The following is a 14,744-nucleotide window of genomic DNA, read 5'->3' as shown; positions in this document are numbered from 1 at the left end:
AGTTGAACACGTAACCCGGTTCAGTCTCTATCGACGAGATTAGCCGGCGGCCAATTCTCAAGGCGCATGCCCAGAGACAGACCACGAGAGGCCAGCACGTCTTTGATTTCTGTCAGAGACTTCTTACCAAGGTTAGGCGTCTTGAGGAGCTCAACCTCGGTACGCTGTACCAGGTCACCAATGTAGTGGATAGCTTCTGCCTTGAGGCAGTTAGCTGAACGCACTGTCAGCTCCAAGTCATCAACAGGACGCAGCAGGATAGGATCAAATTCAGGCTTCTCTTCCTTCTGCTCCGGCTCGCTCATGTCGCGCAGCTCAACAAAGGCTTCCAGCTGGTCTGCCATGATGGTGGCAGCACGGCGAATAGCCTCTTCCGGATCGATGGTGCCGTTGGTTTCCATATCGATAACCAACTTGTCCAGATCGGTGCGCTGTTCTACGCGAGCACGCTCGACGTTGTACGCGATGCGCTCAACGGGAGAGAAACCGGCGTCGACCAGCAAACGGCCAACGGGACGGTCATCTTCTTCCAGAGAAAGACGAGAAGACGCCGGCACATACCCACGACCCATTTCGACTTTGATACGCATGGTAATTTCAGCGTCGCCAGTCAGGGTGCAGATGTGGTGCTCAGGGTTCTTGATCTCAACATCGCCATCAGTGGTGATGTCGCCGGCAACCACCGGACCAGCACCGCTTTTGATCAGCGTCAGCATGGCTTCGTCCTTACCGTGCAATTGCACAGCCAGGCCCTTCAGGTTCAGGAGGATCTCAATAATATCTTCCTGTACCCCTTCCTTGCTGGAGTACTCATGCAATACACCTTCAATCTCTACTTCCGTAACGGCACAGCCGGGCATGGAAGATAACAGAATGCGGCGCAGCGCATTACCAAGGGTATGACCAAAACCGCGCTCAAGCGGTTCCAGCGTAACCTTGGCTCGAGTCGGGCTGAGACTTTCAATGTCCACCAGCCGCGGCTTGAGAAAATCAGTAACAGAACCCTGCATATAGTCCTCTCTAGTGCGTTAAGCTTTACTTCGAGTAAAGCTCGACGATCAGCTGTTCGTTGATGTCGGCGGACAAATCAGTACGCTCGGGAAGACGCTTGTAGGTGCCTTCCATCTTGTCTTTGTCAACTTCCAGCCAGGTCGGCTTTTCGCGCTGATCAGCCAGTTCCAGAGCCGCTTTGATACGGGCCTGTTTCTTAGCTTTTTCGCGAATGGAGACGACGTCATTCACGGAGATTTGGAAAGACGGTACGTTAACCACCTGACCATTCACCATGACAGCCTTGTGGCTGACCAGCTGACGTGCTTCAGCGCGGGTAGCACCAAAGCCCATGCGGTAAACCACATTGTCCAGACGACCTTCCAGCAGCTGCAACAGGTTTTCACCGGTGTTGCCTTTCAGGCGAGCTGCTTCTTTGTAGTAGTTACGGAATTGCTTTTCCAGCACACCGTAGATGCGACGAACTTTTTGCTTCTCACGCAGCTGTACGCCGTAGTCAGACAGACGCGGCTTACGCGCACCGTGTTGACCCGGAGGCTGTTCGAGTTTGCACTTGTTGTCGATCGCACGTACACCGCTTTTGAGGAACAGATCTGTACCTTCGCGGCGGCTGAGTTTGAGCTTAGGACCCAAATATCTTGCCATGTTCTTTCTCCACTATCCTCGAGAAGCGTACTTACACGCGACGCTTCTTGGGCGGACGACAACCGTTATGCGGAATAGGCGTAACGTCGGTGATGTTGGTGATCCGGAAACCGGCAGCGTTCAGCGCGCGGATTGCAGATTCACGGCCCGGGCCGGGGCCTTTTACATTCACTTCGAGGTTTTTCACACCGTATTCAGCAGCAACAGTACCAGCACGCTCAGCTGCAACCTGGGCAGCGAACGGGGTGGACTTACGGGAGCCACGGAAACCAGAGCCACCAGCTGTAGCCCAAGACAGAGCATTGCCCTGACGGTCAGTGATGGTCACGATAGTGTTGTTGAAAGAAGCGTGTACGTGGGCGATACCATCAGCAACTTGCTTCTTGACGCGCTTACGCGCACGAGTCGGAGTCTTAGCCATCGTTTACCTTCCCAATTACTTCTTGATCGGTTTACGAGGACCCTTACGGGTACGCGCATTCGTTTTGGTGCGCTGACCACGTACGGGCAGACCGCGACGGTGGCGCAGACCACGGAAACAACCCAGGTCCATCAGACGTTTGATAGACAGAGTTACTTCACGGCGCAGGTCACCCTCAACGCTGTACTTACCGACTTCGTCACGAAGTTTGTCAATTTGCGCTTCATCCAGCTCGCGGATTTTCACGCTTTCTTCAATACCTGCGGCGGCACAAATGGCCTTGGCGCGGGTACGTCCGACACCATAAATGGCAGTCAGAGCGATCACAGCATGCTTATGATCAGGAATGTTAATGCCGGCTATACGGGCCATCAACTGCACTCCTAAAGTAGGTGGCTATCTGCGGAAAGCCCGTAAGGATACCCAACAGAAAGCCTGTTTTCAATTAAGCTGACCAGATGTTCTGGTCAGCCCCGGTTTTAGCCTTGCCGTTGCTTGTGCTTCGGCTCTGTGCAAATCACCCGCACCACACCGTGACGCTTGATGATTTTACAGTTACGGCAGATTTTCTTAACGGACGCACGAACTTTCATTGCTTACTCCGTATGTTAACGAAATCAAAGGCCAGGCTTAGCGCCCGTAGCCTTTGAGATTCGCCTTCTTCAGGACAGAGTCATACTGATGGCTCATCAGATGGGTCTGTACCTGTGCCATAAAGTCCATGATCACGACTACGATAATCAGCAATGAGGTTCCACCAAAGTAGAACTGCACATTGAAGGCCACCATCATGAACTCAGGGATCAAACACACCAAGGTGATGTAGATCGCACCGGCCAGGGTAAGGCGAGTCATCACTTTGTCGATATAGCGAGCTGTTTGCTCGCCCGGGCGAATACCCGGAATAAAGGCACCGCTCTTCTTCAGGTTTTCTGCTGTTTCACGCGGATTGAAAACCAGCCCGGTGTAGAAGAAACAGAAGAAGATAATGGCTGCTGAATACAGCATCACGTACAACGGCTGACCTGGTGACAGCGACAGCGCAATGTCCTGTAACCAGGACAGTGACGCATTCTGACCAAACCATTGGGCCAGCGTTCCTGGGAACAGGATGATTGAACTGGCGAAGATCGGCGGAATAACACCCGCCATGTTGATCTTCAGCGGCAAGTGGGTGCTTTGCGCAGCAAAGACCCGACGGCCCTGTTGACGCTTGGCGTAATTAACGACGATGCGGCGTTGGCCGCGTTCAACGAAAACCACACCGAAGGTCACTGCAATCACCACGACTGCAATCAGAATCGCCACCAGGAAGTTCAAATCCCCTTGACGCGCCTGCTCTATGGTCTTACCAATCGCCGGAGCCAGGCCCGCGACGATACCGGAAAAGATCAGAATGGAAATACCGTTGCCGATACCTCGTTCTGTGATCTGTTCGCCCAGCCACATCAGGAACATGGTGCCGGTTACCAAGCTAACTACTGCAGTAAAGTAGAAAGCCGGACCCGGGTTCAACACCAGGTCGTTCACCAAGTTCGGTAAGCCGGTGGCAATACCAAAGGACTGAACAATGGCCAGCCCCAGGGTACCCCAACGCGTGTACTGACTGATTTTACGCCGCCCCGCTTCGCCTTCCTTTTTCAGTTCAGCAAGTGCAGGGTGAACAACCGTCAGCAGCTGCACGATGATCGACGCCGAGATGTACGGCATGATCCCCAGTGCAAACACAGAGGCGCGGGAAAGAGCACCACCGCTGAACATGTTAAACATGGCAACGATGGTGTCCTTCTGCTTCGAGAACAGATCGGCAAGAACAGCGGCGTCAATACCAGGAATGGGGACGAAGGAGCCGGCTCGGAACACGATAATTGCTCCGAGCACGAACAGCAGTCGGCGCTTAAGTTCCGACAGCCCGCCTTGTGCCTTATTGGTATCCAGTCCTGGTTTAGCCATTGCCTATTATTCCTCGACCTTTCCGCCAGCGGCTTCGATGGCAGCGCGGGCACCTTTGGTGACACGCAGACCACGTACAGTCACAGGACGCTCAATGGCGCCGGACAGTACAACCTTGGCGAATTCAATGTTACGGGTGATGACGTTAGCCTCTTTCAGGCTGTTCAGATCGACCACATCACCTTCTACCTTGGCCAGCTCAGCCAAACGTACTTCGGAAGTCACCAGGGACTTACGAGACGTGAAGCCAAACTTCGGCAGACGGCGTTGCAGTGGCATCTGACCACCTTCAAAGCCTGCACGTACTTTACCACCGCTGCGGCTCTTTTGGCCTTTGTGACCACGGCCACCAGTCTTACCCAGACCGGAGCCGATACCACGACCAACGCGCTTGGCTGCGCTCTTAGAGCCTGCAGCCGGGGACAGGGTATTCAGTTTCATCCGATTAGCCCTCCACCTTCAGCATGTAGATGACCTGGTTGATCATGCCACGTACAGCCGGAGTATCTTCCAGCTCCACAGTGTGGTTGATCTTACGCAGGCCCAGACCGCGCAGCGTGGCTTTATGCTTTGGCAAGCGGCCAATAGCGCTGCGTACTTGGGTTACTTTTACTGTCTTCTTAGCCATGGTGATTACCCCAGAATTTCTTCAACGGTGAGACCACGTTTGGCAGCTACGGACTCAGGTGACTTCATATCAACCAGAGCACCGATAGTGGCGCGAACCACGTTGATCGGGTTGGTTGAACCATAAGCCTTGGACAGTACGTTCTGTACGCCAGCCACTTCCAGCACGGCGCGCATGGCACCGCCGGCGATGATACCGGTACCTTCTGAGGCAGGCTGCATGTAGACCTGGGAGCCAGAGTGGCGGCCCTTGATCGGATGATGCAGAGTAGTGCCGTTCAGAGATACGGTAACCATGTTGCGGCGAGCTTGTTCCATAGCCTTTTGAATGGCAGCAGGAACTTCGCGGGCTTTACCGTAACCGAAACCAATGCGACCGTTGCCGTCGCCCACTACAGTCAGTGCAGTGAAGCTGAAGATACGGCCGCCCTTAACTACTTTCGAAACACGGTTAACACTGATCAATTTTTCGATCAGGTCACCGGCTTGCTTTTCTACGTTCGCCATCAGCTGCTCCTTAGAATTTCAGGCCGGCTTCACGGGCAGCGTCCGCCAGGGCAGCCACACGACCGTGATACTTGAAACCAGAACGATCGAAGGCGACGGTGTTCACACCCTTTTCCAGGGCGCGTTCAGCGATGGCTTTACCCACCACCTTGGCGGCTTCGATGTTACCAGTGCTTTTCAGTTGCTCGGCCAGTGCCTTATCCACAGTGGAGGCAGCGGCGATGACTTCTGAGCCGTTAGCAGCGATAAGCTGCGCGTAGATGTGGCGCGGTGTACGGTGAACCACCAGACGATTCGCACCCAGCTCTTTAATCTGTTTGCGTACGCGGGTAGCGCGACGCAGACGAGATGCTTTCTTGTCCATAGTGCTACCTTACTTCTTCTTAGCCTCTTTACGCAGAACAGTTTCGTCAGCGTAGCGAACACCTTTGCCTTTGTAAGGCTCTGGCGGACGATAGCTGCGAATGTTAGCGGCAACTTGGCCAACTAACTGTTTGTCTGCGCCTTTGATAACCACTTCGGTTTGGCTCGATGATTCAGCCGAAACACCTTGCGGCATTTCGTACTCCACCGGGTGAGAAAAGCCCAGACTCAGGTTCAATTTCTGACCCTGCACCTGTACTTTGTAACCCACGCCAACCAGTTGCAGCTTACGGCTGAAGCCTTCAGTAACACCGATGACCATATTGTTGATCAGTGCACGAGCGGTACCGGCCTGAGCAATGTCAGTAGCACCGTCTTTAAGGCTAACTTTCAGCTGGTTGTCTTCTTGGTTAACAGTCACTGCGTCGTTCAGAACGCGCGTCAGTGTACCGTTTTTACCCTTTACTGTGACTTCCTGGCCGTCGAGTTTGAACTCAACACCGGCAGGCAGGGTCACAGGTGCTTTAGCGACACGAGACATTGTTCTACCCCCTTACGCTACGTAGCAGATGATTTCGCCACCCATACCGGCTTTACGCGCGGCACGGTCGCTCATCACGCCCTTGGACGTAGAGACGATAGCAACGCCCAGACCACCCATTACTTTCGGCAGCTCATCTTTTTTCTTATAGATGCGCAGGCCAGGGCGGGAAACGCGTTGAATGCTCTCGACAACCGGCTTGCCCTGGAAATATTTCAGGGTCACTTCCAGCTCGGGCTTGACGTCACCAATGACTTGATAGTCGGCGATGTAACCTTCTTTCTTCAGTGTTTCGGCGATAGCCACCTTCACTTTGGAAGAAGGCATGGAGACTGCAACCTTACGGGCCTCTTGGCCGTTGCGGATGCGAGTCAGCATGTCAGCGATAGGATCTTGCATGCTCATAATGCTTCACTCCCGTAAGTGGCTTACCAACTAGCCTTTTTAAGGCCAGGAATCTCACCGCGCATAGCAGCTTCACGCACCTTGATCCGGCTCAGGCCGAATTTGCGCAGGAAGGCATGCGGACGACCAGTCACACGGCAGCGGTTACGCTGACGACTGCGACTTGAGTCACGCGGGAGGGCTTGCAGTTTGAGCACGGCGTCCCAGCGCTCATCTTCAGAGCTGTTGACGTCGTTGATAATCGCCTTGAGGGCAGCGCGCTTTTCAGCGTACTGCGCTACCAGCTTGGCGCGCTTGGCCTCGCGGGCCTTCATTGATTGCTTTGCCATAACCCTAATTCCTTACTTTTTGAACGGGAAGTTAAAGGCAGCCAGCAGAGCACGACCTTCCTCGTCATTCCGCGCAGTAGTGGTAATGGTGATATCCAGACCACGAACGCGATCGACTTTGTCATAGTCGATTTCAGGGAAGATGATTTGCTCGCGAACACCCATGCTGTAGTTGCCACGACCGTCGAAAGATTTCGGGTTGAGGCCACGGAAGTCACGGATACGCGGGATAGAGATCGAGACCAGACGCTCGAAGAACTCCCACATACGTTCGCCACGCAGGGTTACTTTGCAACCAATGGGGTAACCTTCACGGATTTTGAAGCCCGCCACGGATTTACGCGCTTTGGTGATCAGCGGCTTCTGACCGGAAATGGCCGCCAGATCGGCAGACGCATTTTCCAGCAGTTTTTTATCAGCTACTGCTTCACCTACACCCATATTCAGGGTGATTTTTTCAATCCGAGGGACTTGCATGACTGTCTTGTAGCCGAACTCTTTAACAAGCTCAGGCACTACAGTCTCTTTGTAGAAATCATGCAGTTTCGCCATCGTTTACTCCAAAAATCAGTTGATGACTTCGTTATTAGATTTGAAAACACGGACCTTCTGGCCGTCTTCAAACCGGAAACCGACACGGTCGGCCTTGCCTGTTTGCGGGTTATAGATGGCGACGTTGGAGGCCTGGATAGGCGCTTCCTTTTCGATAATGCCACCTTGTTCGCCCAGGTACGGGTTCGGCTTTTGGTGTTTTTTGACGACATTCACACCGTCAACGATCAGCTTGCCGCTGGACAGGACTTTGGTGACTTTGCCACGTTTGCCCTTGTCTTTGCCGGCCAGCACGATCACTTCATCGTCACGACGAATTTTCGCTGCCATTGGGATACTCCTTACAGTACTTCCGGCGCCAGAGAGATGATCTTCATGAACTTCTCAGTACGCAGCTCACGAGTCACAGGGCCGAAGATACGGGTGCCAATGGGTTCCTGCTTGGCGTTAAGCAGTACCGCAGCGTTACGATCGAAACGGATCAAAGAACCGTCAGGACGACGCACACCTTTTTTGGTACGCACAACCACCGCATTAACCACATCACCTTTTTTCACTTTACCGCGCGGAATTGCTTCCTTGACGGTAACTTTGATGATGTCGCCAACAGCGGCATAACGGCGGTGCGAACCACCCAGAACCTTAATACACATTACGCTGCGAGCGCCGCTGTTATCAGCAACGTCGAGCATACTTTGCATTTGGATCATGTTAGTGCTCCGCTAATAAAAAACTACAGCCCGAATATCGGGCCACCTTTGGCTGCCTATAGCAAAGGCGCGACAGTTTAACACCATCACCCTGCCTTGGGTAGCGCAAAGGACGAATAAAAATACAATGACCCCGTTGCCGGGGTCATTGTGATTTTGTCGCGTCAGCTTAGGGGATTAAACCTTGGCCGGACGCTCAACAATTTCAACCAGTGTCCAGGATTTTTTCTTGGACAGCGGACGGCATTCGCTAATGCTTACGACGTCGCCGTTCTGGCATTCGTTGTTTTCGTCATGCACGTGCAGCTTGGTGGTGCGCTTGATGAACTTGCCGTAGATCGGGTGCTTAACAAAGCGCTCGATTGCTACAACGATGGACTTGTCCATTTTGTCGCTGACCACACGGCCCTGCAGTGTACGAACAGTCTTCTCAGTCATTACGCACCTGCCTTCTCGTTGAGAACAGTCTTCACACGCGCAATATTGCGACGCACTTTTTTGAGCTCGTGGCTCTGAGACAGCTGACCAGTGCCGGCTTGCATGCGCAGGTTGAATTGCTCACGCAGCAGGTTAACCAGTTCAGCGTTCAGTTCTTCAACGCTCTTGTTACGCAGTTCAGTCGCTTTCATCACAGCACCGTCCGAATCACAAAGGTGGTCTTAAACGGCAGTTTGGCGGCCGCCAAGGCGAACGCTTCACGTGCCAGCTCTTCGGAGACACCGTCCATTTCATACAGGACCTTGCCGGGTTTGATTTCGGCGACCCAGTATTCAACGGAACCCTTACCTTTACCCATCCGCACTTCCAGCGGCTTCTCGGAGATCGGCTTGTCGGGGAATACCCGGATCCAGATCTTACCTTGACGCTTGACGTGACGGGTCATGGCACGACGGGCTGCTTCGATTTGGCGCGCAGTCATACGACCACGGCCAGTGGCTTTCAGGCCGAAAGTACCAAAGGATACTTTGGCACCGGCTTGCGCCAATCCGCGGTTGCGCATCTTGTGCTGCTTGCGGAATTTTGTACGTTTCGGTTGCAACATCGCTGGAACTCCTTACTTGCCACCTTTGCCTTTCTTCTTCGGCTCAGGCTGGGCTTCGGCTACCGGCATACCGCCCAGAACTTCACCTTTGAAGACCCAGACTTTAGTGCCGATCACGCCGTAAGTGGTGTGAGCTTCGGAAGTGGCATAATCGATGTCAGCGCGCAGGGTGTGCAGCGGCACACGGCCTTCACGATACCATTCGGTACGAGCGATTTCGGCGCCACCAAGACGGCCGCTCACTTCTACCTTGATACCCTTGGCACCCAGACGCATGGCGTTTTGTACCGCACGCTTCATAGCGCGACGGAACATCACACGACGCTCGAGCTGGCCAGAAATGTTGTCAGCAACCAGTTGCGCGTCCAGCTCAGGCTTACGCACTTCGCTGATGTTGATTTGCGCAGGTACGCCGGCAATTTTGGCAACCGCTTTACGCAGTTTCTCGACGTCTTCGCCTTTTTTACCGATCACTACACCCGGACGAGCCGTGTGGATAGTGATGCGGATAGATTTGGCTGGACGCTCGATAACGATGCGGGATACGGAGGCGTTTTTCAGTTCCTTACGCAGGAACGTACGCACTTCGTGATCGCCATGCAGGTTGTCAGCAAAATCTTTGGTGTCCGCATACCAGGTGGCATTCCAAGGCTTAACGATGCCCAGGCGGATACCATTAGGATGAACTTTTTGTCCCATTGCTTATCTCCTGGTCCTTAACGCTCAGCGACAACCACAGTAATGTGGCTGGTACGCTTGAGGATACGATCCGCACGGCCTTTGGCGCGGGGCATGATGCGCTTCATGGTCGGACCTTCATCAACGAAGATCTTCGCCACTTGCAGCTCATCAATGTCCAGCCCGAGGTTGTGCTCGGCGTTGGCAATGGCTGAATCCAGTACCTTCTTAACCAGACCGGCAGCCTTTTTATCGCTGAAGGTCAGGACGTCAATGGCCTTGGCCACCGGCAGACCGCGAACCTGATCAGCAACCAGGCGAGCCTTCTGCGCAGAGGTACGGGCAAAACGATGTTTAGCAATAGCTTCCATCTTTTACTCCTTAACGCTTCTTGGCTTTCTTGTCCGCGGCGTGACCACGGTAAGTACGGGTCGGCGCGAACTCGCCCAGCTTGTGACCGATCATTTCATCGGTAACGTAGACTGGAACATGCTGACGACCATTATGGACAGCGATGGTCAAACCGATCATGTTCGGAATGATCATTGAACGACGGGACCAAGTCTTGATAGGTTTCTTGTCCCCGCTTTCCACCGCTTTCTCTACCTTCTTCAGCAAGTGCAGGTCAATAAATGGACCTTTCTTGAGAGAACGTGGCATGGTGATTCCTCTACCTTATTTGCTACGACTGCGTACGATGAACTTGTCAGTACGCTTGTTCTTACGGGTTTTAGCGCCCTTGGTCGGTTTGCCCCACGGAGAAACCGGGTGACGACCACCAGAGGTACGACCTTCACCACCACCGTGCGGGTGATCTACCGGGTTCATGGCAACACCACGAACGGTCGGACGAACACCACGCCAGCGCTTGGCGCCCGCTTTACCCAGTTGACGCAGCATGTGCTCAGCGTTACCTACCTCGCCGATAGTGGCGCGGCAGTCAGCCGGAACTTTACGCATTTCGCCGCTGCGCAGACGCAGAGTCACGTAGGCACCATCACGGGCTACGATCTGCACGTAGGCACCAGCAGAACGGGCCATTTGCGCGCCTTTACCAGGCTTGAGCTCAACAGCGTGAACGGTAGAACCCACCGGGATGTTGCGCATCGGCAGGGCGTTACCTGCTTTGATAGCGGCATCAGAACCGGACTGGATAGCGTCGCCAGCCTGGATACCTTTCGGGGCCAGGATGTAACGGCGCTCACCGTCTGCGTACAGAACCAGCGCGATGTTAGCGCTGCGGTTCGGATCATATTCCAGGCGCTCAACAGTGGCAGGTACGCCATCTTTGTTACGCTTGAAGTCAATGATCCGGTAGTGATGCTTGTGACCACCACCGATATGACGGGTAGTGATGCGACCAGCATTGTTACGACCGCCAGTTTTGGACTTTTTGTCCAGCAGGGCAGCGTGCGGCTTGCCTTTGTGCAGCTCAGGGTTAACCACTTTGACAACGTGGCGGCGACCCGGAGATGTCGGCTTACACTTAACGATAGCCATAACTCAGAATCCTCCCCTTATTCAGCGCCGCCGAAGTCGATCTCTTGACCGGACTTCAGGGTCACGTAGGCTTTTTTCCAGTCGCTGCGGCGACCCATACGGGCACCAGTGCGTTTGGTTTTGCCTTTGACTTTAACGGTGCGAACTGCGTCCACTTCCACTTCGAAGAGCTTTTCAACAGCCGCTTTGATTTCGGCTTTGTTGGCGTCCGTGGTGACCTTGAAAACAACGGTGTTGTTGTTTTCGGCAACCATGGTGCTCTTTTCAGAGACGTGCGGGGCGCGGATAACTTTCAGAATACGCTCTTCACGGATCATGCCAGCATCTCCTCAAGTTGCTTCACAGCACCTGCGGTCATCAGCACCTTATCGAAGGCGATCAGAGAAACCGGGTCGATACCGGCGACATCGCGTACGTCGACCTTGTGCAGGTTACGGGCCGCCAGGAACAGGTTCTCGTCAACTTCCTGAGTAATGATCAGAACGTCTTTGAGCTCCAGTTCGCCCAGCTTGGCAACCAGCTCTTTGGTCTTGGGTGCAGAAACACCGAAGTTTTCGACAACAATCAGACGCTCCTGACGAACCAGTTCAGACAGGATGCTCTTGATCGCGCCGCGATACATTTTCTTGTTTACTTTCTGTTCGTAGTTTTGCGGCTTAGCAGCAAAACTTACACCACCGCTGCGCCAAATCGGGCTACGGATGGTGCCGGCACGGGCACGGCCGGTGCCTTTTTGACGGAAGGGCTTCTTGCCGCCGCCGGATACTTCAGAGCGGGTCTTCTGAGCACGGGTACCTTGACGAGCCGCAGCGGCATAAGCCACAACAACTTGGTGTACCAGGGCTTCATTCAGCTCACGCCCAAAGGTAGCTTCGGAAACTTCAAGAGCGCCTTGCGCGTCTTTCAATACCAATTCCATCACCTATCTCCTCAGACGTTACGCTTTCACAGCGGGTTTAACGATGAGGTCACCACCGGTAGCGCCAGGTACGGCACCTTTTACCAGCAGCAGGCCACGCTCGGCGTCTACACGAACCAGTTCCAGGTTCTGCGTAGTCACACGCTCGTCACCCATGTGACCAGCCATCTTCTTGCCCTTGAATACCTTACCCGGTGATTGGTTTTGACCAATGGAACCGTGTACGCGGTGAGACAGGGAGTTACCGTGAGTGGCGTCTTGAGTGCGGAAGTTCCAACGCTTAACAGCGCCTGCAAAACCTTTACCTTTAGAGGTACCGGTTACGTCAACTTTCTTGACATCTTCCAGCAGGGTGACGGACAGCTCAGCACCTTGCTCGATGCCTTCACCTTCGTCGTCTGCCAGACGGAATTCCCACAGGCCGCGACCAGCTTCAACGCCAGCTTTGGCAAAGTGACCCGCTTGCGGCTTGGTAACGCGATTGGCTTTTTTGGTGCCAGTGGTTACTTGCAGCGCACGGTAGCCGTCGTTCTCCAGGGTTTTAACCTGAGTAACGCGGTTGCTTTCTACTTGGATTACGGTGACCGGGATGGACACGCCGTCTTCGGTGAAGACACGAGTCATGCCGACTTTTTTACCGATAAGACCAATAGCCATTATTAACCTCTAAGACTGTTCAGTGTGTTGCCACGCAGAGGATCAGCCCAAGCTGATCTGTACGTCGACGCCAGCGGCCAAATCAAGGCGCATCAGAGCGTCAACAGTCTTGTCGGTGGGTTCTACGATATCCACCAGACGTTTATGAGTGCGGATTTCATACTGATCACGCGCGTCTTTGTTGACGTGCGGGGAGATCAGCACGGTAAAACGCTCTTTGCGGGTCGGCAGCGGAATAGGACCGCGTACCTGGGCGCCAGTGCGTTTGGCCGTTTCCACGATTTCCGCAGTAGACTGGTCGATCAAGCGATGATCGAACGCCTTCAGGCGGATACGAATACGTTGACTAGCCATTTCAATTGACTCCAATAAAAGAACTAAAGAGCTGCAGACAAAAAAAATCGCCTCTGCCTCATCCAAGAATGGATGGGAGAGGTGACTCTTATAGTCTGCCAATCCCCAATCGGGATTGCTGTGTAGGCAAGCCACCGGCCTGCCGGTCAAACAAGAGCATTACCTTCGCATGGAAGGTCGGAGGATTATACCGCCCTGCCCGGCAATAGCAAGGCCTTGTATGAAATTGCAGCAACAGCGGCTAACGGCAACAAAAAAGGAGGCCGAAGCCTCCTTTTTATCATCAGCCAATAATTAGGCGATGATTTTAGCTACCACACCGGCGCCTACAGTACGGCCACCTTCGCGGATAGCGAAACGCAGACCTTCATCCATCGCGATAGGAGCAATCAGCTCTACTGTCATCTGGATGTTGTCGCCTGGCATTACCATCTCTACGCCTTCCGGCAGCTCGATGGTGCCTGTTACGTCAGTTGTACGGAAGTAGAACTGCGGACGATAGCCTTTGAAGAACGGCGTGTGACGGCCACCTTCGTCTTTGCCCAGTACGTACACTTCTGACTGGAACTTGGTGTGCGGAGTGATTGAACCCGGCTTCGCCAGAACCTGACCACGCTCAACTTCGTCACGCTTGGTACCACGCAGCAGAACACCTACGTTCTCACCTGCACGGCCTTCGTCCAGCAGCTTGCGGAACATTTCAACACCAGTACAGGTGGTCTTGGTGGTCGGGTTGATACCGACGATTTCAACTTCGTCACCAACCTTCACGATACCTTGCTCTACACGACCAGTTACTACAGTACCACGGCCGGAAATAGAGAAAACGTCTTCTACTGGCAGGATGAACGGCTTGTCAATCGCACGCTCCGGCTCCGGAATGTAGCTGTCCAGCGCTTCGCCCAGCTCTACAATCTTCGCTTCCCACTCAGCGTCGCCTTCCAGCGCCTTGAGAGCAGAACCTTTGATTACCGGCAGGTCGTCACCCGGGAATTCGTACTGGCTCAGCAGTTCACGAACTTCCATTTCAACCAGCTCTTGCAGCTCTTCATCATCTACCATGTCACATTTGTTCATGAACACGATGATGTACGGTACGCCTACCTGACGCGCCAGCAGGATATGCTCACGAGTCTGCGGCATCGGGCCGTCAGTCGCCGCTACTACCAGAATCGCGCCGTCCATCTGGGCAGCACCGGTGATCATGTTTTTCACGTAGTCGGCGTGGCCGGGGCAGTCAACGTGCGCGTAGTGGCGAGTCGGTGTGTCGTACTCTACGTGAGAGGTGGCGATGGTGATACCACGGGCCTTCTCTTCCGGCGCGTTATCGATTTGGTCAAACGCTTTGGCTGAGCCACCGTAGGTCTTGGCCAGTACAGTGGTGATGGCGGCGGTCAGGGTAGTTTTACCGTGGTCAACGTGACCGATGGTACCTACGTTGACGTGCGGTTTCGTACGTTCAAATTTTTCTTTAGACACGGCTAAAATCCTTCATCTCAAAGGGGGCCTACCGCTGCAGGCCCCTGTCAG

The 14,744-nt window shown here is 53.9% G+C and carries 28 protein-coding genes; all 28 read right to left on the bottom strand.

Annotated elements, in window-relative coordinates; all coding sequences use genetic code 11:
* Positions 1-20: 20 nt before the first annotated feature.
* Positions 21-1,010 carry a DNA-directed RNA polymerase subunit alpha gene (locus tag WDB70_RS01210; protein ID WP_406665802.1) on the bottom strand — a complete coding sequence of 330 codons (990 nt, stop codon included), beginning with the start codon at positions 1,008-1,010 and terminating at the stop codon, positions 21-23.
* Between the two features lie 25 nt (positions 1,011-1,035).
* Positions 1,036-1,656: a 30S ribosomal protein S4 gene (rpsD, locus tag WDB70_RS01205; RefSeq protein ID WP_406665800.1), complete on the bottom strand. Its 621-nt coding sequence runs from the start codon at positions 1,654-1,656 to the stop codon at positions 1,036-1,038.
* Between the two features lie 31 nt (positions 1,657-1,687).
* On the bottom strand, positions 1,688-2,077 hold the full coding sequence (gene rpsK / locus WDB70_RS01200) for a 30S ribosomal protein S11 (RefSeq protein WP_341502838.1): 390 nt from the start codon (positions 2,075-2,077) through the stop codon (positions 1,688-1,690).
* A 15-nt stretch (positions 2,078-2,092) separates the two neighbouring features.
* The gene (rpsM, locus tag WDB70_RS01195; RefSeq protein WP_406665798.1) at positions 2,093-2,449 is read right to left on the bottom strand and encodes a 30S ribosomal protein S13; all 357 of its coding nucleotides are present in this window, start codon (positions 2,447-2,449) and stop codon (positions 2,093-2,095) included.
* A 107-nt stretch (positions 2,450-2,556) separates the two neighbouring features.
* A complete protein-coding gene (rpmJ, locus tag WDB70_RS01190; protein ID WP_008486798.1) occupies positions 2,557-2,670 on the bottom strand; it encodes a 50S ribosomal protein L36 in 114 nt (37 codons plus the stop codon).
* 37 nt (positions 2,671-2,707) lie between these two features.
* Positions 2,708-4,030, bottom strand: a complete 1,323-nt coding sequence (gene secY, locus WDB70_RS01185; protein WP_406665795.1) for a preprotein translocase subunit SecY — start codon at positions 4,028-4,030, stop codon at positions 2,708-2,710.
* A 6-nt stretch (positions 4,031-4,036) separates the two neighbouring features.
* Positions 4,037-4,471 (bottom strand): 50S ribosomal protein L15, encoded by a 435-nt coding sequence (gene rplO, locus WDB70_RS01180; RefSeq protein ID WP_406665793.1) that lies wholly within the window; start codon positions 4,469-4,471, stop codon positions 4,037-4,039.
* Between the two features lie 4 nt (positions 4,472-4,475).
* Positions 4,476-4,658: a 50S ribosomal protein L30 gene (gene rpmD, locus WDB70_RS01175; protein WP_406665791.1), complete on the bottom strand. Its 183-nt coding sequence runs from the start codon at positions 4,656-4,658 to the stop codon at positions 4,476-4,478.
* 5 nt (positions 4,659-4,663) lie between these two features.
* On the bottom strand, positions 4,664-5,164 hold the full coding sequence (gene rpsE / locus WDB70_RS01170; protein WP_406665789.1) for a 30S ribosomal protein S5: 501 nt from the start codon (positions 5,162-5,164) through the stop codon (positions 4,664-4,666).
* A gap of 10 nt (positions 5,165-5,174) precedes the next feature.
* Positions 5,175-5,528, bottom strand: coding sequence for a 50S ribosomal protein L18 (gene rplR, locus WDB70_RS01165; RefSeq protein ID WP_406665787.1), 354 nt, complete (start codon positions 5,526-5,528; stop codon positions 5,175-5,177).
* A 9-nt stretch (positions 5,529-5,537) separates the two neighbouring features.
* The gene (gene rplF / locus WDB70_RS01160) at positions 5,538-6,068 is read right to left on the bottom strand and encodes a 50S ribosomal protein L6 (RefSeq protein WP_406665785.1); all 531 of its coding nucleotides are present in this window, start codon (positions 6,066-6,068) and stop codon (positions 5,538-5,540) included.
* 12 nt (positions 6,069-6,080) lie between these two features.
* Entirely contained in the window at positions 6,081-6,473 is a 393-nt protein-coding gene (gene rpsH / locus WDB70_RS01155; protein ID WP_406665783.1) for a 30S ribosomal protein S8, read from the bottom strand.
* Positions 6,474-6,496: 23 nt separating this feature from the next.
* Positions 6,497-6,802, bottom strand: coding sequence for a 30S ribosomal protein S14 (gene rpsN / locus WDB70_RS01150; protein ID WP_406665781.1), 306 nt, complete (start codon positions 6,800-6,802; stop codon positions 6,497-6,499).
* Between the two features lie 12 nt (positions 6,803-6,814).
* Positions 6,815-7,354 carry a 50S ribosomal protein L5 gene (gene rplE / locus WDB70_RS01145; RefSeq protein ID WP_406665779.1) on the bottom strand — a complete coding sequence of 180 codons (540 nt, stop codon included), beginning with the start codon at positions 7,352-7,354 and terminating at the stop codon, positions 6,815-6,817.
* 15 nt (positions 7,355-7,369) lie between these two features.
* The gene (gene rplX / locus WDB70_RS01140; RefSeq protein WP_406665777.1) at positions 7,370-7,684 is read right to left on the bottom strand and encodes a 50S ribosomal protein L24; all 315 of its coding nucleotides are present in this window, start codon (positions 7,682-7,684) and stop codon (positions 7,370-7,372) included.
* Between the two features lie 11 nt (positions 7,685-7,695).
* Positions 7,696-8,064 carry a 50S ribosomal protein L14 gene (rplN, locus tag WDB70_RS01135; RefSeq protein WP_406665775.1) on the bottom strand — a complete coding sequence of 123 codons (369 nt, stop codon included), beginning with the start codon at positions 8,062-8,064 and terminating at the stop codon, positions 7,696-7,698.
* 177 nt (positions 8,065-8,241) lie between these two features.
* A complete protein-coding gene (gene rpsQ, locus WDB70_RS01130) occupies positions 8,242-8,502 on the bottom strand; it encodes a 30S ribosomal protein S17 (RefSeq protein ID WP_406665773.1) in 261 nt (86 codons plus the stop codon).
* Positions 8,502-8,693, bottom strand: a complete 192-nt coding sequence (gene rpmC / locus WDB70_RS01125) for a 50S ribosomal protein L29 (RefSeq protein ID WP_406665771.1) — start codon at positions 8,691-8,693, stop codon at positions 8,502-8,504. The genes rpsQ and rpmC overlap by 1 nt, the downstream gene beginning before the upstream one ends.
* The gene (gene rplP, locus WDB70_RS01120; RefSeq protein ID WP_406665769.1) at positions 8,693-9,106 is read right to left on the bottom strand and encodes a 50S ribosomal protein L16; all 414 of its coding nucleotides are present in this window, start codon (positions 9,104-9,106) and stop codon (positions 8,693-8,695) included. Before rplP ends, rpmC begins: the two co-directional genes overlap by 1 nt.
* 12 nt (positions 9,107-9,118) lie before the next feature.
* On the bottom strand, positions 9,119-9,805 hold the full coding sequence (gene rpsC / locus WDB70_RS01115; RefSeq protein WP_406665767.1) for a 30S ribosomal protein S3: 687 nt from the start codon (positions 9,803-9,805) through the stop codon (positions 9,119-9,121).
* Positions 9,806-9,822: 17 nt separating this feature from the next.
* Complete coding sequence (gene rplV / locus WDB70_RS01110; RefSeq protein WP_406665765.1) at positions 9,823-10,155, bottom strand: 50S ribosomal protein L22; 333 nt, start codon at positions 10,153-10,155, stop codon at positions 9,823-9,825.
* Positions 10,156-10,165: 10 nt separating this feature from the next.
* Positions 10,166-10,444 (bottom strand): 30S ribosomal protein S19, encoded by a 279-nt coding sequence (gene rpsS, locus WDB70_RS01105; protein ID WP_345014152.1) that lies wholly within the window; start codon positions 10,442-10,444, stop codon positions 10,166-10,168.
* Between the two features lie 15 nt (positions 10,445-10,459).
* On the bottom strand, positions 10,460-11,284 hold the full coding sequence (gene rplB / locus WDB70_RS01100) for a 50S ribosomal protein L2 (protein WP_406665762.1): 825 nt from the start codon (positions 11,282-11,284) through the stop codon (positions 10,460-10,462).
* Between the two features lie 17 nt (positions 11,285-11,301).
* Positions 11,302-11,601, bottom strand: coding sequence for a 50S ribosomal protein L23 (gene rplW / locus WDB70_RS01095; RefSeq protein WP_406665760.1), 300 nt, complete (start codon positions 11,599-11,601; stop codon positions 11,302-11,304).
* Complete coding sequence (gene rplD, locus WDB70_RS01090; protein WP_406665758.1) at positions 11,598-12,203, bottom strand: 50S ribosomal protein L4; 606 nt, start codon at positions 12,201-12,203, stop codon at positions 11,598-11,600. The genes rplW and rplD overlap by 4 nt, the downstream gene beginning before the upstream one ends.
* Before the next feature lie 18 nt (positions 12,204-12,221).
* Positions 12,222-12,860, bottom strand: a complete 639-nt coding sequence (gene rplC, locus WDB70_RS01085) for a 50S ribosomal protein L3 (RefSeq protein WP_406665756.1) — start codon at positions 12,858-12,860, stop codon at positions 12,222-12,224.
* Positions 12,861-12,902: 42 nt separating this feature from the next.
* A complete protein-coding gene (gene rpsJ, locus WDB70_RS01080) occupies positions 12,903-13,214 on the bottom strand; it encodes a 30S ribosomal protein S10 (RefSeq protein WP_341502815.1) in 312 nt (103 codons plus the stop codon).
* Between the two features lie 294 nt (positions 13,215-13,508).
* The gene (gene tuf / locus WDB70_RS01075) at positions 13,509-14,693 is read right to left on the bottom strand and encodes an elongation factor Tu (protein ID WP_406665732.1); all 1,185 of its coding nucleotides are present in this window, start codon (positions 14,691-14,693) and stop codon (positions 13,509-13,511) included.
* Positions 14,694-14,744: the final 51 nt, after the last annotated feature.

The organism is Gallaecimonas aegicerasi, assembly GCF_045291545.1.
Lineage (GTDB): Bacteria > Pseudomonadota > Gammaproteobacteria > Enterobacterales > Gallaecimonadaceae > Gallaecimonas.
The sequence above is the reverse complement of the archived record's forward strand: the minus strand, read 5'-3'. Positions and strand labels throughout refer to the sequence as shown.

Bases quoted from the DNA above. Each gene is read 5' to 3' on its own strand.
- rpmD (WP_406665791.1), bottom strand. From the start codon at position 4,658: ATGGCTAAGAAGACAGTAAAAGTAACCCAAGTACGCAGCGCTATTGGC.
- rpsH (WP_406665783.1), bottom strand. From the start codon at position 6,473: ATGAGCATGCAAGATCCTATCGCTGACATGCTGACTCGCATCCGCAAC.
- rplV (WP_406665765.1), bottom strand. From the start codon at position 10,155: ATGGAAGCTATTGCTAAACATCGTTTTGCCCGTACCTCTGCGCAGAAG.
- rpsC (WP_406665767.1), bottom strand. From the start codon at position 9,805: ATGGGACAAAAAGTTCATCCTAATGGTATCCGCCTGGGCATCGTTAAG.
- rplE (WP_406665779.1), bottom strand. From the start codon at position 7,354: ATGGCGAAACTGCATGATTTCTACAAAGAGACTGTAGTGCCTGAGCTT.
- rplF (WP_406665785.1), bottom strand. From the start codon at position 6,068: ATGTCTCGTGTCGCTAAAGCACCTGTGACCCTGCCTGCCGGTGTTGAG.
- rpsN (WP_406665781.1), bottom strand. From the start codon at position 6,802: ATGGCAAAGCAATCAATGAAGGCCCGCGAGGCCAAGCGCGCCAAGCTG.
- rpsE (WP_406665789.1), bottom strand. From the start codon at position 5,164: ATGGCGAACGTAGAAAAGCAAGCCGGTGACCTGATCGAAAAATTGATC.
- rpsK (WP_341502838.1), bottom strand. From the start codon at position 2,077: ATGGCTAAGACTCCGACTCGTGCGCGTAAGCGCGTCAAGAAGCAAGTT.
- rplX (WP_406665777.1), bottom strand. From the start codon at position 7,684: ATGGCAGCGAAAATTCGTCGTGACGATGAAGTGATCGTGCTGGCCGGC.
- rplB (WP_406665762.1), bottom strand. From the start codon at position 11,284: ATGGCTATCGTTAAGTGTAAGCCGACATCTCCGGGTCGCCGCCACGTT.
- rpmC (WP_406665771.1), bottom strand. From the start codon at position 8,693: ATGAAAGCGACTGAACTGCGTAACAAGAGCGTTGAAGAACTGAACGCT.
- rpsJ (WP_341502815.1), bottom strand. From the start codon at position 13,214: ATGGCTAGTCAACGTATTCGTATCCGCCTGAAGGCGTTCGATCATCGC.
- rplO (WP_406665793.1), bottom strand. From the start codon at position 4,471: ATGAAACTGAATACCCTGTCCCCGGCTGCAGGCTCTAAGAGCGCAGCC.
- rpsS (WP_345014152.1), bottom strand. From the start codon at position 10,444: ATGCCACGTTCTCTCAAGAAAGGTCCATTTATTGACCTGCACTTGCTG.
- rplD (WP_406665758.1), bottom strand. From the start codon at position 12,203: ATGGAATTGGTATTGAAAGACGCGCAAGGCGCTCTTGAAGTTTCCGAA.
- rplW (WP_406665760.1), bottom strand. From the start codon at position 11,601: ATGATCCGTGAAGAGCGTATTCTGAAAGTTATCCGCGCCCCGCACGTC.
- rplP (WP_406665769.1), bottom strand. From the start codon at position 9,106: ATGTTGCAACCGAAACGTACAAAATTCCGCAAGCAGCACAAGATGCGC.
- secY (WP_406665795.1), bottom strand. From the start codon at position 4,030: ATGGCTAAACCAGGACTGGATACCAATAAGGCACAAGGCGGGCTGTCG.
- rpsQ (WP_406665773.1), bottom strand. From the start codon at position 8,502: ATGACTGAGAAGACTGTTCGTACACTGCAGGGCCGTGTGGTCAGCGAC.
- rplC (WP_406665756.1), bottom strand. From the start codon at position 12,860: ATGGCTATTGGTCTTATCGGTAAAAAAGTCGGCATGACTCGTGTCTTC.
- rplR (WP_406665787.1), bottom strand. From the start codon at position 5,528: ATGGACAAGAAAGCATCTCGTCTGCGTCGCGCTACCCGCGTACGCAAA.
- WDB70_RS01210 (WP_406665802.1), bottom strand. From the start codon at position 1,010: ATGCAGGGTTCTGTTACTGATTTTCTCAAGCCGCGGCTGGTGGACATT.
- rplN (WP_406665775.1), bottom strand. From the start codon at position 8,064: ATGATCCAAATGCAAAGTATGCTCGACGTTGCTGATAACAGCGGCGCT.
- rpmJ (WP_008486798.1), bottom strand. From the start codon at position 2,670: ATGAAAGTTCGTGCGTCCGTTAAGAAAATCTGCCGTAACTGTAAAATC.
- rpsD (WP_406665800.1), bottom strand. From the start codon at position 1,656: ATGGCAAGATATTTGGGTCCTAAGCTCAAACTCAGCCGCCGCGAAGGT.
- rpsM (WP_406665798.1), bottom strand. From the start codon at position 2,449: ATGGCCCGTATAGCCGGCATTAACATTCCTGATCATAAGCATGCTGTG.